The following is a 13913-nucleotide window of genomic DNA, read 5'->3' as shown; positions in this document are numbered from 1 at the left end:
GGGGGGCCCGCGCGGGGCCGCCGCGGGCGCGTGTTTTATTTTTCGCCGGGGTGGCGGGGGGGGGGGGGGGGGGGGCGGGGGGGGGGGGGCGGGCCCCCCCCCCCCCCCCGCCCCCCCCCCCCCCCCACGACCTGCCGCCCTCGCGAGGCGGGTACGCGTGTTCGCCCGTGGGGCTGCGGGACGGTCAGACGGTGAAGTGGTGTGTACCGGAGCCGACCTGATAGACCGTGCAGCCGTCCTGCCGGCGCAGGAACGTCCCGTGCGTGTGGGCGACCGCCTCCGGAGTGGATGCGGGGATCCACACCTCGGCAGCCGTGTTGGGCGGCACCGTGCAGGTCAGATTGAAGCGGCCGCCCTGCTGCCGCCATTGTGTGGAGACGGGCCCGTAGACCGAGGTGAACGTGGCGCGGGAGGAGGTGACGGCTCCGCCCGGACGGGGGCGGATGACGATCTCGCGATAGCCGGGCCGGCCCGCCGAGATGCCGGCGATGTTCGCGTACATCCACTCTCCCACCGAGCCGTAGGCGTAGTGGTTGAAGGAGTTCATGCCCGGGTCCTGGAAACTGCCGTCGGGCCGTATGGAGTCCCAGCGTTCCCACATCGTCGTGGAGCCCTTGTCGATCTGGTAGCCCCAACTGGGGAAGGAGCGCTGCTGCAGCAGGCGATAGGCGACGTCGGTGTGCCCCGTGTCGGTCAGGACGGGCAGCAGCCGGGGCGTGCCGAGGAAACCTGTCGAGAGGTGCCAGTCCCTGGCCTCGATCAGGGCGACGAGCCGGTCGGCCGCGGCCTTCCGCAATCCGTCCGGCATCAGGTCCATCGACAGTGCGAGGACATAAGCCGTCTGTGTATCACCCTTGACCCTGCCGTCGGAGGTGACATAAGCGTTCCGGAACGCCTCTCGTACTCGTTCGAAGAGATCGAGGGAGGAGGCAGGATCCTTGCCGAGTTCTGCGGCCATCCGGGCCGCGAGGTCGGCGCTGTGCGCGAAGTACGCGGTGGCGATGACGTCCTTGGGGGTCTCGTCGGCGACGTTCAGCCAGTCGCCGTATCCCTGAGCCGGGCGCAGCAGTCGGTTGCTGTTCTTTTCCAGGTACGTCAGCCAGGCCTGGACGGACGGCCAGGCGTCCGCCAGGACCTGGCGGTCGCCGTATGCCTGGTAGAGCGACCAGGGGACGGTGACGCCCGCGTCGCCCCAGCCGGCGGTGCCGCTGCCGAGTCCGCCGACCGCCGGCGCCACGTCCGTGAACGCGCCCTGCGCGGTCTGGGAGTCCCGGAGGTCGACGAGCCACTTGGACAGGAAGCGAGCCGACTCCATCGTGTAAGCGGCCGTGGGCGCGAAGACGTTGATGTCTCCGGTCCACCCCAGGCGCTCGTCGCGCGCGGGCGTGTCCGTCGGAACGGAGAGGAAGTTCCCGCGCTGCCCCCATGTGATGTTGCGGTGCAGTTGGTTGAGCATCGGTACGTCGGTCTCGAAGTCGAGCGTGAACGGCGCTGACGTATTCATGACACGTCCGGTGACGGCTCTCACCGAGGGAGTGCCGGGGAATCCGGTCACCTCGACATAGCGGAAACCGTGGACGGTGAAGCGGGGCTCGTAGCTCTCCTCCCCGCGGCCCTTGAGGGTGTACGAGTCGGTCGCCGACGCGCTCCGCAGGTTCGCCGTGTAGACGGTGCCGTCGGGGTTGAGCACCTCGGCGTGTCTGAGCCGGACGGTCGTTCCCGCGGCTCCCGACACGCGCAGGCGTACCGAACCGACCATGTTCTGGCCCAGGTCGAACACGAAGACGCCGGGCCTGGGTTCGGTCACCTTCTTCGGCGTCAGTTCCTCGGTCACACGTACCGGACCGGCCTCCTGCGCGACGATCAGGCGGGGGCCGACGTCGCCGGCGCCGCGTACGCCGAGCCAACTCCCGTCGTCGAAGCCGGGTGAGGTCCAGCCGGGGGTCTCCTTGCGCGCGTCGTACGTCTCGCCACCATGGAGGTCGGCGGCGACGATCGCCCCGGAGGCGGCCCGCCAGCCGGCGCCCGATGTGATGCGCTCGCTCGTCCCGTCCGCGTACTCCACCTCCAACTGCGCCAGCAGCGCCGGGTGATCGCCATACTGGTGAGGACCGAACATGCCGACGTCGCCCGCGTACCACCCGGGCGCGATATACACACCGATGGCGTTGGCGCCGGGCCGCAGAAGCGCGGTGACGTCGTACGTCTGGTACGGGAGGCGGGTGCGGTAGTCCGTCCAGCCGGGAGCGAGCTGGTCGCGGCCCACGCGGCTGCCGTTGAGATGGGCCTCGTAGAGACCGAGCGCCGTGGCGTACAGCCGCGCCCGGGACACCTTCCGGCTCCGGAGCTGGAACTCGTGGCGCACCTGGGTGACGGCGTACGTCACGGGGACGATCCTTCCCCAGGGCCCGCCGCCCCACGGTGCCGCCACCCTCGCCGCCGGCCAGCCGGCGTCGTCGAAGCCGAGCCCGCGCCAGCCGGCGGGAGGTTCTGCGTTCGTGGCCTTCCAGGAGGCGTCGGTGACCGTCCTCTGCTCGCCGGAAGCGGTGCGGACCGTGAGAACGGCGATGAGCCCCGCCGGGCCCGGGGACGCGTTGGTGGCGGAGACGGCGATGACGTTGTCGCCGGCGCGCACCCGGTCCAGTACGTCGATCACGGCCGGGCGGCGCCAGCCCTCGTTGTCGGTCTCCAGGTCGGTACGGGCCACCTCGACCCCGTTCACGGAGACGGTGTACACGTTGTCCGCGCTGATGGCGAGCGTCGCCGAGGTGATCCCGTCGAGCAGTTCCGCGATGCCGCGGAACCAACGGGTGACCGCCGGAACACTGCTCGTCGGATCACCCTCGGGGAACCAGATCCAGGAACTGCCCTCGAGAGACGGCACGTCCGTGAGGCTCGCCGGAGCCGAGATCCAGTCGGCCGTCCACTCCCCGGCATCCATGAGGCCGGTCTCCCACCACGAGGGCTCGCTCCAGCCGGAAGTCCGGCCATCGGTGTCCCACACGCGTACGGACCAGAAGTAGCGTGTCCGGGGTTCGAGCCCAGGACCCCCGTAGGGTACGAGGACGGACTCGCCGGACGTGACCTTCCCGCTGTCCCAGACGTCCGGACGGGACAGGCCCTTTGCGGTGGTGGCGACGCGGATCTGATAGGCGCTCTGCCGCATACCCGGCTTGTCGGAAGCCAACGGCCAGCTCAGCCGGGGGCGTTGTGCATCGAGTCCGAGGGGGTGCTGGACGTACTCCACGCTCGGCGCCGTGACGCGCAGGCCGTCGTGCCCTGCGGGCGTCTGCGCCTGGACAGGTTCGGATGCTGGTAAGGCCGCCGCTGGTCCCGCGTCCAAAGCCGCCGCCGCGACTGTGGCGGCCGCTCCCGCCAGAACACTCCTCCTACTGATCACTACGACTCCTCGCCCAGGATTGGATGAATCGATTCAGTGTCGGTGAGTGTGGGTAACGTAAGGGCGAGCGAGGCGAAGGTCAATCAGTGTGCAGGTACTTTCGCAAGCGCCCCATTTCCGCCGCCACTCCGACCGGAGCCGGCGCGCGAAGCGGGCGCGAGGTGATTGAACGGTTTCAATCAGGACCCCGAAAGTCCGAGGACGCTCAGGTCACCCGACCCGCCAAGAGCGCAGACGCTCGGCGATGTCGTACGAGTGCACTCGCAGGGCGCGGATGTCGGCGATCAGCTCACGCCAGACCTCGAACTTCGTGTCCACCCGGGTGGTGCTGGTCGTGGCGGGGCGGATCGACCTTGTGTCGGGCCGCAAAGCCAACGAACACGGAGTAGTCGTTGACCGCGAGGTACGGCGGACCCGCACAGGAGGTCAGGGGTTAAGGCGGCAGAGCTGGGTGCCCGGTGGCCGCCGGGTCCTTTGCCGCGGACGGAAGGGCATGCTCGGCCGGGCGGGCAAGCCCGGTCCGGATTACGCCGGAGCGGCCGGGCCCGTGCCGGCGGGCGTGAAACCGGGCGTGAACCTGACGGGCAGGCGTTCGGGGCCGCGCAGACCGCCTGGACTCCACCGCAGCTCGCCCGGCGGCACGGTCAAGGCGAGGCCGGGGAGGCGACGCAGGGCAGTCCCGATGGCGATCTGACCCTCCAACCGGGCCAGCGGGGCGCCCAGGCAGTAGTGGATTCCGTGCCCGAACGCTAGGTGGGCGTTGTCCTCACGGGTGATGTCCAGACGATCGGGGTCCGGGAACCGCGCCGGATCCCGGTCGGCGATGGCGGAGGCCACCAGAACGGTGGCGCCACGCGGGATCCTCACGCCCGCGATCTCGACGTTCTCCCGCGCGAAGCGGGCGATGCCGGGGTTCACCGGTCCGTCGTAGCGAAGGAACTCCTCGATCGCGTCCGGCAGCAGCGCCGGATCGTCCCGCAGTAGCCGAAGCTGGTCGGGATGGGCGAGCAGTGCGGCGATGCCGCCGCTGATCAGATTGACGGTGGTGATGTATCCGGCCACCAGCAGCAGGAACGTCATGGCGATCAGCTCGTCCTCGTCCAGCCGCTTCTCCTCGTCCCGAGCGATGATCAAAGCGCTGAGCAGGTCGTCTCCGGCGTCGGCTCGTTTGGCTTCCAGAAGCCTGATCAGGTACGCGCGCATGTGCTGCCAGGCACTGTCGATCACGGCCGGGTCCGGCGGCTCGGGTCCCCGGAGGATCATGTCGTCGGTCCACCGCTGGAAGTCGTACCGGTCCGTAGTGGGCACCCCGAGCAGCTCGCTGATCACGGCGACCGGAAGCGGCAGCGCGAAGTCGGCGACGAGGTCCGCGCAGCCGGCCCGCACGATCGCGTCGAGCAGTTCGTCGGTGATGGCCTGGACACGGGGCCGCAGCTCGGCCACCCGGCGCGCGGTGAACGCCTTCGAGACCAGGCGGCGCAGGCGGGCGTGGTCGGGCGGGTCCGCCCGGAGCATGGTGCTCAGCATGGACTCGCGCTCCGTCGCGGGCAGCTGTCGGAGGAGTCGGGGGTCCGACGCGTCGCGGACGTCGCTGCTCAGGCGCGGGTCGCGCAGCGCGGCGAGGCCGTCCTCGTAACGCGTGACCAGCCAGGCCTCCAGGCCGCCGACGATGACCGCGCGCCGCACCGGGCCCTCCTCGCACAGCTGTCGGTAGAACGGGAACGGGTTCGCCACGAAGGCCGGATCGGCATAGGGAAGCAAGAGCGGCTGCTCGCTCATCGTCGTCTCCCGAAGTACGTCGAAGTGCTTCACGGATCGTCTGGGTTCGCCAGGGATTGCGCGGCGAATTCAGCAGATCTTGAGTACATATATCCCAGTATGGAGACTCCGTGATTCGCGCTGAAAGGGCCTGATGGGGTGGACCGCGTGCGGTGTGATGGGCGGCGGCCCCGCCGGAATGGGCCTCGCCCTGCTGCTGGCCCGGTCCGGAGTGGAGGTCACTGTCCTGGCCCTGAACCGGTGGCTTGTATGGCGGCGGTGGTGCGTGACCGGTTCACCGTGACCGCGCACGCTGGACATCTGGCGCAGGCGATCGCGGCCGGCAGGGGGCGCGTCCCGGATGGCCTCGCCTGGAAACGCGGTCGACGGACGCCTCGCGTGTCCATTACCGTCCGTGGCTGTGAGCAGCAGACTCCGTGAGGTCGCGGCGCGCAACGCGCGCATCGTCGAAGAAGGTTCCTACCAGCTGGAGGATGGCCGCAGGGTCGAGGTGCGTGAGACGCTCGCCGCGGCCCGCTCCGGGACCGTCAGCTACGCCCCCGCCGCCTTGCGGGACCTCGCCGCCGAGCGCTTTCCGCTGACGCACGGCACCGCCTTCACGGTCACGGCGGAGAGCAGCCTGCAGGCGGCACGCCGACTGCATCTGGCCGGGGCCGGACACATCGCGGTGCTCAACTTCGCCTCCGCCCGCAACCCCGGAGGCGGTTACCTCGGCGGCGCCCGCGCGCAGGAGGAGGACCTGTGCCGCACCTCTCTGCTGTATCCGTGCCTGCTCGAGGCTCCGGACTACTACGCGGCACACCGGGCGTCCGCGGACCTGCTCTACAGCCACCGCGTGATCTGGTCGCCCGCGGTCCCCGTGCACCGCGGCGACCGCGGTGAGTTGCTGACCGAGCCCTATCCCGTGTCGTTCTTGACCTGCCCGGCGCCCAACGCAGGGCAGGCACTGCGGCGCGACCTGGGAGCGAGCGAGGAGATCGCCAGGGTGCTGCGCGAGCGTGCCGGGCTGGTACTCGCGGTCGCCGCCCACCACGGGGTGTGCGAGTTGGTGCTGGGTGCGTGGGGCTGCGGCGTGTTCCGCAACGACCCGGAACAGGTCGCCGATGCCTTCCACGCGCACCTGGCGGCCGACACGGGCGCGTACCGGGACGTGTTCGCGAAGGTTGTGTTCGCGGTGTGGGACCGCACGCCGCGGTCGCCGAACCGGGCCGCCTTCGCCGCCCGGTTCGGCGGATAGCCGGGCCGGGCGGTCCGTTCGCCGCGGCGGCACAGGCCGGTCCCGCGTCGGCTGCTGCGACTGCCGTGTCGGGCACGCGCTGGCCGTGTTGTGGGGGAGGGTGCGCCGGACGGCTGAACGCCGGTCGGGCGAGGATCCTGCCCTCTGGTACGTCCGGGCTACGTCGCTTTACGCGCTCCCCTGAGACGCCGTGACCAGCCCCGGTCGGGACATCTGCGGCCACACCAGCAACACATAGCCCACGCCGCACTGTTGACGCGTGTCAATGATGATCATAGGCTCCCTCGCCGTCGGCTCCGGCGCGTACTCGGAATCCAGATTCCGTCCGTCTGCGCGCGGTCGCCCCTCGTCGACCCGTCGACGACGGGCCCGGGGCCGCTGCCCGACAGCGCCACCTGCACCGCCCCGTACCGACAACTCCGGGAGCAGCAAGTGAGAAGACGACGCACGGCCCCCTGGGCCGCCTCAGTCGCCATCACCACCCTCGCATTGACCGGCACGCTCGCCGGACCCGCCACCGCAGCACCCGACACCACATCCGAGTCCGCCACCGCAGGGCAGGCCCGGTCGGAGGTGGCCACCGCGACCGACCCCGTCACGCACGAGGAGAACGATCGCGTCCCGGAGGGCTCGCTCTGGACTCAGCACTACTTCCCCTCCTCGGACGACAGCGGGGTCGAGCTGCACGCCGACGTGCTGCGCCCGGCAGGCCTGCCGGCGGATGCGAAGACGCCGGTGATCCTGTCGGTGGGCCCGTACTTCTCCCACGCGGGAGAGAGCTCCCCCGCGGGGTGGAACCAGGTCGGGCCATCGGCACGCTTCCAGGACTTCATCGACGGTGCGCGCCTCATGGAACGCGGATACACCTTCGTGATGGTCGACCTTCGCGGCTTCGGCGGCAGCACCGGCTGCCTGGACTTCCTCGGCCCGGGGGAGCAGGCCGACATCAAGGCGGCCGTCGAGTGGTCAGCCAGCCAGCCGTGGTCGACCGGCAAGGTCGGCATGTACGGCAAGTCGTACGACGCCAACACCGGGCTGGCGGCCAATACCCTCAAGCTGAAGCCTCTGCGGGCGATCGTTTCCCAAGAACCGACCTGGAACAGGTACAACTACCTGTACAGCAACGGGGTGCCGCGTTCCAACGTGACCAGCACCCCGCGGGGTTACTACTCGATCGCGACGATGGCGCCGCTGGCCGACGACAGCGACCACTACAAGGCGAACGCGGGGTACGAGAAGAACCACCCCGAGTGCGAGAGCGACAACCTCACCAACACCCAGAACCCCGACCCGAAGTCGCCGTTCTGGCGTGCCCGTGATTTTGCCTCCCGCGCCGCCGGAACCCAGACGCCGCTGTTCGTCACGTCGGGCTTCATCGAGGACAACACCAAGCCCGAGCAGATGCAGAAGTACCTGGCCAACCATCAGGGCCCGCAACGCGGTTGGATCGGCCAGTGGGAGCATGTGCGCGGTAACGAGACCAATGCCAAGGGCCAGCTCAAGATGGGCCGGGCGGGCTGGTTCGACGAGGTGATGCGGTTCTACGACCAGTACCTCCGCGGCATCGAACCGTCGGTGACCGACCCGGCGTTCTCCCTCGAGGACAGCCTCGGCCACTGGCGTGCCCAGCCGACCTGGCCGGTGACCAATGACTCGTACAAGGTGCGGTTGGCGCCCGGGCAGTACGTCGACGACGGCGGCAAGGCACAGAAGGCCGGCCTGTCGATGACGGCGCCGGACTCTCAGGGCTGGGACATCGAGGACGCGCCGGGGGTCGGCTCGCCGACGACTGACCGGACGAGTGCGCTCAGCGCCGACGCCCCCGCCAACAGCTACTGGACCTGGTCCACGCCCGCCGCTGAGCAGGTGCGGATCACGGGCAGCCCGGAGATCACGCTGAAGACCAGGGGTCAGGGCAACGTCTGGGCGCGGCTGTGGGACATCGCTCCGGACGGCAAGGCGACGATGTTCAACGAGAACGTCGCACTGCTGGAAAGCAGCGGATCGACCTCCTTCGCCCTGAAGGCGACGGACTGGACCTTCGAGCAAGGGCACCGGCTGGGGGTCCAGATCGGAACCATCACCTCAAACGGCTGGCGGAGCGTTCCCTCGGGGGAGACGATCACGGTCTCCGACGCGCGGCTCGCCCTCGAGGTGCAGGACCCGCGGTTCGACTCGCCGACCCAGGGTGACCGCTCGCCGTACCTGGACACGTACGTACGGGCGAACACCACCACGCTGAACAACGTCGGCACCCCCACCTTCCCGCTGAGCATCTCAAAGAACGGATGACCCAGCGGCTGCCCGGCACCCGCCCGTGCGGGTGCCGGGCAGCGTGGTCGCCGGGTATCGGGCGCCGCCGCGCCACCAAGCAGGGTGTCGAGGGACGTCGGCTGTCGCCGGCGTCCCTCGTCCGCGCCTCAGTGGGTGCCCGGGGCCGCCTCCGCGGGGGCGAGTCCTCGAGGGCCCGCGGTGCCGAACGCCTGCCGGTCCGGCGCCGGTCCGGCGACCGGCACCTCGATCTCGACGACCGGCTGTTCCGGGGCGCCCACCTGAGGCACCGTGCTGGACGCGGTGCCCGTCGTGGCCGCGACCACCGCGGCCGGGGCGCCGCCCCGGCGCCGGACCGCACCGGGGACGAGCGGCCGGCCGCCGGCGTGCAGGGCGACCGCCGTCAGCGGCAGCGCCAGCAGGAGCAGTCCGGCGCCCAGTACCAGGCCCATCGCCGGGTAGCCGGCGCCCGCGGACAGCAGACTTCCGACGAGCGGGCCGCATGCGGTGCCCAGCGAGGACGCGGATCCGGCCAGCACCGCCCAGCGGCCGCGCGGGTCGAGCGAGGCCGCCAGTCCGATGAGGTAGGAGAGGACGATCGGGTAGACGGTGTTCCAGGCGATCTCGCCGGTCGCGAACGACGGCAGGTCGTCCGCCGAGGCGCTGACCGCGATGCAGCAGGCGATCAGTGCGGTGCCCGCTCCGATCGGTAGTGCCCGTCCGAGCCGCGCGCCGAGCGCGCTCGCGCCGATGACGCCGAGCAGCCCGGTGCCCAGGGCTGTGGCGAAGACCGCGCCGACGGTGACCTCGCTCAGCCCTGCCTGGTGCAGGCCGATGCGGCCGCTCACGCCCCACAGCGAGTTCTGCGCCATGGACCAGAACAGCATCGAGCCCGCGAGGACGAGCCCCGAGCGGAGGTAGGGGAGCGGGCCGCGCGGCGCCGCCGTGTGACCAGGCGCCACTGCACCGGCGAGTCGGCCCGTCGCGGGCCACACCAGCAGCGCGGTCAGCGCGATCGCAGCGAACGGCAGCCCGTGTCCGGGCCCGAGGTGAGGGATCGTCAGGTACACGGCGCCGGCGAGCGCGGAGACGCTCAGCAGTCCGAAGGTCGAGGTGCGGTGCGGGTCGCGCTGGGCCGCGATGCCCGACGCGGCGACCGTCGTCGCCGTGCCCGAGCCGAAACCGCCCGCCATCGCCCCGGCGACCACCACCGGCACACTGTCCGACAGGGCCGCGCAGCCGTAGCCGAGCGCCGCGAGCAGCAGTCCGGAGCGGGCCAGACGCCGTGGCCCGAACCGCTCGACGCGCGCCGCGAGCGTGAAGCCCGCCGCCGCGGAACTCAGCAGCAACGCACTGCCGACGAGCCCCGCTTGCGCGGGCCCGAGGCCCAGCCGGTCGTCGAGGCGGCCGACGATGGTGGGCAGCAGATAGGGCGCGAGGTAGCCCGCCATGAAAAGGGCGACGAGGGGCCAGGAGGAACCGCGCGAGAGCGCGGGCGCGGGGGAGGACACGGGCGTTCCCAGGGCATGCGAAAGCGACAGGGGGGGGAGGGGTGGAGAAAGAAAAAGAGGGGGGTGGGCGACCGTCGACGGACAGGAACGCGAGGCAATTTGTATCAAGCGCGGGCATGCCCAAAAAAGCCGGGGAGATGTGATCTGCATCACATGGCGTTTGGTGTCCAGGACCCTGGGCAGAAGTGACGCCCCGTCTGGTTCGACGGGGAGCGTCTGTGCAGGTCAGCGGCGGTTTGGAGGCGAAGTGGGCAGAGGACTGGAGAAGTCCGGCATCACCGCCGCCACCGCTGAGGCAAGGAGGAGAAGCAGGCGTCGTAACCTCCTCGGGTGAACGACTCCTCTTGCTTCTGCCTCCTGTGCGTCCCCCCTCCGGACGGTCCGGCCTGGGAGGAACGTGATAGCCGCATAGCCGCAAGCGTTTCCGAGTTCGGCTGGCACGTGATGGGCGTCGGCGCAGGGGGCGATGCGCCGGCGGACTGGGCCTACTCGATCGGCCTGTGGCACACCCTGCGCAGCCCTGAGGTCTGCGTCTTCGGCCTGCGGATCGAGACGATGATGCCCATCCTCAACGTCGCGGGCGGAGAGATCCGTAACGGTCACCCGCTGGAAGCCGACCAGGTGCGCGACGACATCCTGAACGGCTACCCGGTGACCGTCCGGCCGGTGCACCCAAGCTGGTACCGGGACTTCTTCGGTGCCGGGATCGACTACTACCAGGCCCCTCCGCCTCCGGTCATGCAGTTGTTCTGGCCGGACAAGGAAGGCCGCTTCCCCTGGGACGACCAGGCCGAAGAGTACTGCCGCGCGAGCCAGCCTCTTCTGTGGATCTCGAAGGAGGAAACCAGCGGACCGTGGGCCGATCTCGACTGAGGCCGACGCTCGGTCCTGGGCGGCGTGGCCTGGTGGGGGCCAACGGCCGCTCAGCCCGCTTCCACCAGAAGTGCTGGTTCGAGCAGCCCCGGACGACCATGAGGCTGAGGGTCAGGGGCGGTTCAGGCCCCACGTCTGCAGGGCGTAGGGCCGTCCCTTCTCCTCACCCCTGATCAGCGGCACGTCGAGCAGCCTGAAGCCGGCCTTGGTGGCCACGGCGACACTCGCGGCGTTCTCGGCCTCCAGCTCCAGGATCACCTGCCCCGCGCTCAGCTGCTCGAAGGCGTACGCGGCCATCACCCGCACCGCACGCGCCGCAAGCCCCCGGCCGCGGTGCGCCGGGCCGACCGCGTAGCCGAGCTCTGCGCCCTCGGGCGCACGCCGCAGCATCACCTCGCCGAGCGGTGCGCCGCCGTCGACGGTGATGGCGAGCAGGATGGTCGTGCCCTCCGCCCGCAGCTGCCGGTCCCGGTCCAGCCGTGCGCGGGCGGCCGCTTCGTCGAAGGGGGAGACGATCGGTGTCCAGTACGCGATGTCGGGGTGGTCGAACAGCTCCGGCATCGCGGCCAGGTCCGCCTCCGTCCAGTCGCGGAGGACGAGCCCCTCTCCCGTGAGCTCGATCCGCTCGGGAAAGGACGACGTGGTGCCGCTCATGCTGGGGGACCTCCCTTGCCTGTTCAGGACAAGGCAGGATAACTGGGCGCAGGCAAGTGATTGCGCCAGGACGCGGAGCGCCGGTCTGTGCGCGCTTCGCCCACGCGACCGCTGATGCGGACACTCCGCGCCGAATCTAGACTGAGCGAGGCGTAGAAAGTCCTGGATTAGGGAGATGTGCACCGTGGCCAAACGAGGGAACAAGCGACGCGGACGTAAGAAGAAGAAGGCCAATCACGGCAAGCGTCCCAACGCCTGAGCCGACCTGAGCCCGTCAAGCCGTCACTGTCTCGCCGTCCGGGAACGTGACGCTCACCCGCCCGTCGTCCCCGCGCGTGCACGTGATCGACTCGCGCAGGGCCCAAGGGTGGACGACGTCGCGGGTGAGCACCACCAAGGTGACGTGGACACTCTCACCGCCCGGATGGCGCACGGCTCGCAGGTACGGGGTCGCCGAGTGCGGGCCGTAGGCGTTCGCCTCGACCTCGCGCGCGACGCCCGTCTCCTCGTCCCATCCGTACAGCGCGGCCACGGCGCTGGTCAGCCCCGACTCCGTACGGGTCAGCGCCCAGCCGGGCCCCTGTTCCGAGTGCGGGCGCACCATGTCGGCGACCGCGTACCCGCCCTCGCGCACGGTCACGCCCTCAGGCGCCCGCACCCGATGCACGCGCAGCTCCCACGGCCCGTGCAGCACACTCGTCGACTCGATGGGGAACTCGTCTTTCATGGCCGGGAGCTGCACGTCGTGACGGGACGACGCGCGGCGCCCCTGGCAGCCGAGGGGGTGGATGCGGCGGCGGCGCGACGGGGTGCCGTCTGCGGCGAGCAGCGCGATGTGGTTGTCGACTGCGCGGGCCCAGGCGTGCGGCGCGGATTCCGGGGCGGTGGCCGTGGAGTAGGCGAACTTGGCGTAGTGCGGGTCGTCGCTCGCCGGGCCGTCCGGCGGGTTGTGGTCGCTGCCGTGGTTGACCAGGCGGACGACACCGTCGTGCGGGGTGCCGTGCAGTAGCCAGCCGGGCGCGGGAAGCGCCGTGTACTGCGTGGACTGCTCGACGGGCAGCGGGAGTTCCCGGTCCGTCCACACCGGGTGGTCGGCGGGAAGCAGCAGACCGAGGAACCCCTTGCTCGCCCAGTACGGCGACGCGGGCCCCGAGTACGGCTGTGTCGCGGGCAGGAACGTGTCGTACCAGCCCATCGGCAGCAGTCCCCGCTCGTCCGGCACCCCGTGCTCGGCGAAGTGCCGGGCCGCGCCGGAGGCGAGGCGCCGGGTCAGGCCCGGCGCGAGCGGGGTGCAGTCGGCGAGCGCGCCCAGCCACACCGGAGCCGTCGCCGCGATGCGGTACGTCAGCGACCGGCCCTGGTGCACCGGCGCGCCGTCCGCGCCGAAGAACTGCGGGTATGTGGTGAGGAACTGGGACAGCCGCTCCCGGTAGACGGCGCCCCGCCCGCCGTCCCCGTCCGGCCCCGCCATGCGGGCCCACAGCAGCGGGTACAGGTGCATGGCCCAGCCGATGTAGTAGTCGAAGTTGCGGCCGTCGCCGTCCGTGTACCAGCCGTCGCCGACGTACCAGTCCTCGATCCGGTCGAGGCCGGCGTCGATGTCGCCCTGGTCGAACGGTGCGCCGACCGAGGCGAGGAACTGCTCGGACACCACTTGGAACAGGCGCCAGTTGTTGTCCCAGGTCTTCGCGCCGACGAACCCGGAGAACCAGTCGACGACCCGCTCCTGGACCCGGGTGTCGAGCCGGTCCCAGATCCAGGGGCGGGTCTCGTGCAGGCCGAGCGCGATCGAGGCGGCCTCGACCATCTGCTGGGAGCAGTCGGTGAGTTCCGGCCAGGCTTCGCCGCTGTCACGGTCCGTGCCCGTTGTCAGACCCTGCGTGTACCTTTCGATCAGGTGGGAGACGGCCGTGGAATCTGTGCTGTCGCTGCCGCCCGCGCCCGCGATCCGGAAGGAGGCCAGCAGGAATGTCCGAGCGAACCCTTCGAGCCCGTCCGAGACGACCCCGGACCAGCTGGCCCGCCCCGGCAGCCGGTACTGCGCGAAGCCCGGTGTGGCGTAGGGCATCAGGGCCGACAGTTGCCGGTCGGCCAGGGCCTCCCAGTGCGCCCGGGTCCAGCCGGTCAGGGGGGAGCGGACGCGGTCGGTGGGCGGCAGGGGGAAGTGGGGGGCGGGCATGGTGGTTCG

The 13913-nt window shown here is 70.7% G+C and carries 10 protein-coding genes; 5 read left to right on the top strand and 5 right to left on the bottom strand.

Annotated elements, in window-relative coordinates; genetic code table 11:
- Positions 1-184 precede the first annotated feature (184 nt).
- Together ACIQFZ_RS26110 and ACIQFZ_RS26105 are read right to left on the bottom strand one after the other, a co-directional pair.
- Entirely contained in the window at positions 185-3400 is a 3216-nt protein-coding gene (locus tag ACIQFZ_RS26110) for an alpha-L-rhamnosidase (protein WP_402692277.1), read from the bottom strand.
- A gap of 525 nt (positions 3401-3925) precedes the next feature.
- Positions 3926-5179 carry a cytochrome P450 gene (locus ACIQFZ_RS26105; RefSeq protein ID WP_402692276.1) on the bottom strand — a complete coding sequence of 418 codons (1254 nt, stop codon included), beginning with the start codon at positions 5177-5179 and terminating at the stop codon, positions 3926-3928.
- Positions 5180-5312: 133 nt separating this feature from the next.
- On the opposite strand from ACIQFZ_RS26105, the gene ACIQFZ_RS26100 reads away from it, so the two are divergent.
- The 3 genes from ACIQFZ_RS26100 to ACIQFZ_RS26090 all read left to right on the top strand — a co-directional run bounded on the left by ACIQFZ_RS26100 (position 5313) and on the right by ACIQFZ_RS26090 (position 8708).
- Positions 5313-5462, top strand: coding sequence for an FAD-dependent monooxygenase (locus ACIQFZ_RS26100; RefSeq protein ID WP_402692275.1), 150 nt, complete (start codon positions 5313-5315; stop codon positions 5460-5462).
- Between the two features lie 117 nt (positions 5463-5579).
- Positions 5580-6416 carry a TIGR02452 family protein gene (locus ACIQFZ_RS26095; RefSeq protein ID WP_402692274.1) on the top strand — a complete coding sequence of 279 codons (837 nt, stop codon included), beginning with the start codon at positions 5580-5582 and terminating at the stop codon, positions 6414-6416.
- Positions 6417-6848: 432 nt separating this feature from the next.
- Positions 6849-8708 (top strand): CocE/NonD family hydrolase, encoded by a 1860-nt coding sequence (locus ACIQFZ_RS26090; protein WP_402692273.1) that lies wholly within the window; start codon positions 6849-6851, stop codon positions 8706-8708.
- A gap of 128 nt (positions 8709-8836) precedes the next feature.
- On the opposite strand, the gene ACIQFZ_RS26085 is transcribed toward ACIQFZ_RS26090, so the two are convergent.
- Positions 8837-10138, bottom strand: a complete 1302-nt coding sequence (locus tag ACIQFZ_RS26085; RefSeq protein ID WP_365775330.1) for an MFS transporter — start codon at positions 10136-10138, stop codon at positions 8837-8839.
- Between the two features lie 390 nt (positions 10139-10528).
- Between ACIQFZ_RS26085 and ACIQFZ_RS26080 the strand changes: the two genes are divergently transcribed.
- Positions 10529-11071: a DUF4262 domain-containing protein gene (locus ACIQFZ_RS26080; protein ID WP_402692272.1), complete on the top strand. Its 543-nt coding sequence runs from the start codon at positions 10529-10531 to the stop codon at positions 11069-11071.
- Positions 11072-11182: 111 nt separating this feature from the next.
- Here the strand turns inward: ACIQFZ_RS26080 and ACIQFZ_RS26075 are convergent, their stop codons facing one another.
- Entirely contained in the window at positions 11183-11725 is a 543-nt protein-coding gene (locus ACIQFZ_RS26075) for a GNAT family N-acetyltransferase (protein ID WP_365422422.1), read from the bottom strand.
- Between the two features lie 175 nt (positions 11726-11900).
- On the opposite strand from ACIQFZ_RS26075, the gene ACIQFZ_RS26070 reads away from it, so the two are divergent.
- Positions 11901-11984 carry a 50S ribosomal protein bL37 gene (locus ACIQFZ_RS26070; protein ID WP_372496954.1) on the top strand — a complete coding sequence of 28 codons (84 nt, stop codon included), beginning with the start codon at positions 11901-11903 and terminating at the stop codon, positions 11982-11984.
- A gap of 15 nt (positions 11985-11999) precedes the next feature.
- Here the strand turns inward: ACIQFZ_RS26070 and ACIQFZ_RS26065 are convergent, their stop codons facing one another.
- The gene (locus tag ACIQFZ_RS26065) at positions 12000-13904 is read right to left on the bottom strand and encodes a DUF2264 domain-containing protein (protein WP_365422425.1); all 1905 of its coding nucleotides are present in this window, start codon (positions 13902-13904) and stop codon (positions 12000-12002) included.
- Between the last annotated feature and the right edge of the window lie 9 nt (positions 13905-13913).

This window comes from Streptomyces sp. NPDC093064 (assembly GCF_044754605.1).
GTDB lineage: Bacteria > Actinomycetota > Actinomycetes > Streptomycetales > Streptomycetaceae > Streptomyces.
This window is presented reverse-complemented; position numbering and strand designations above follow the sequence as displayed.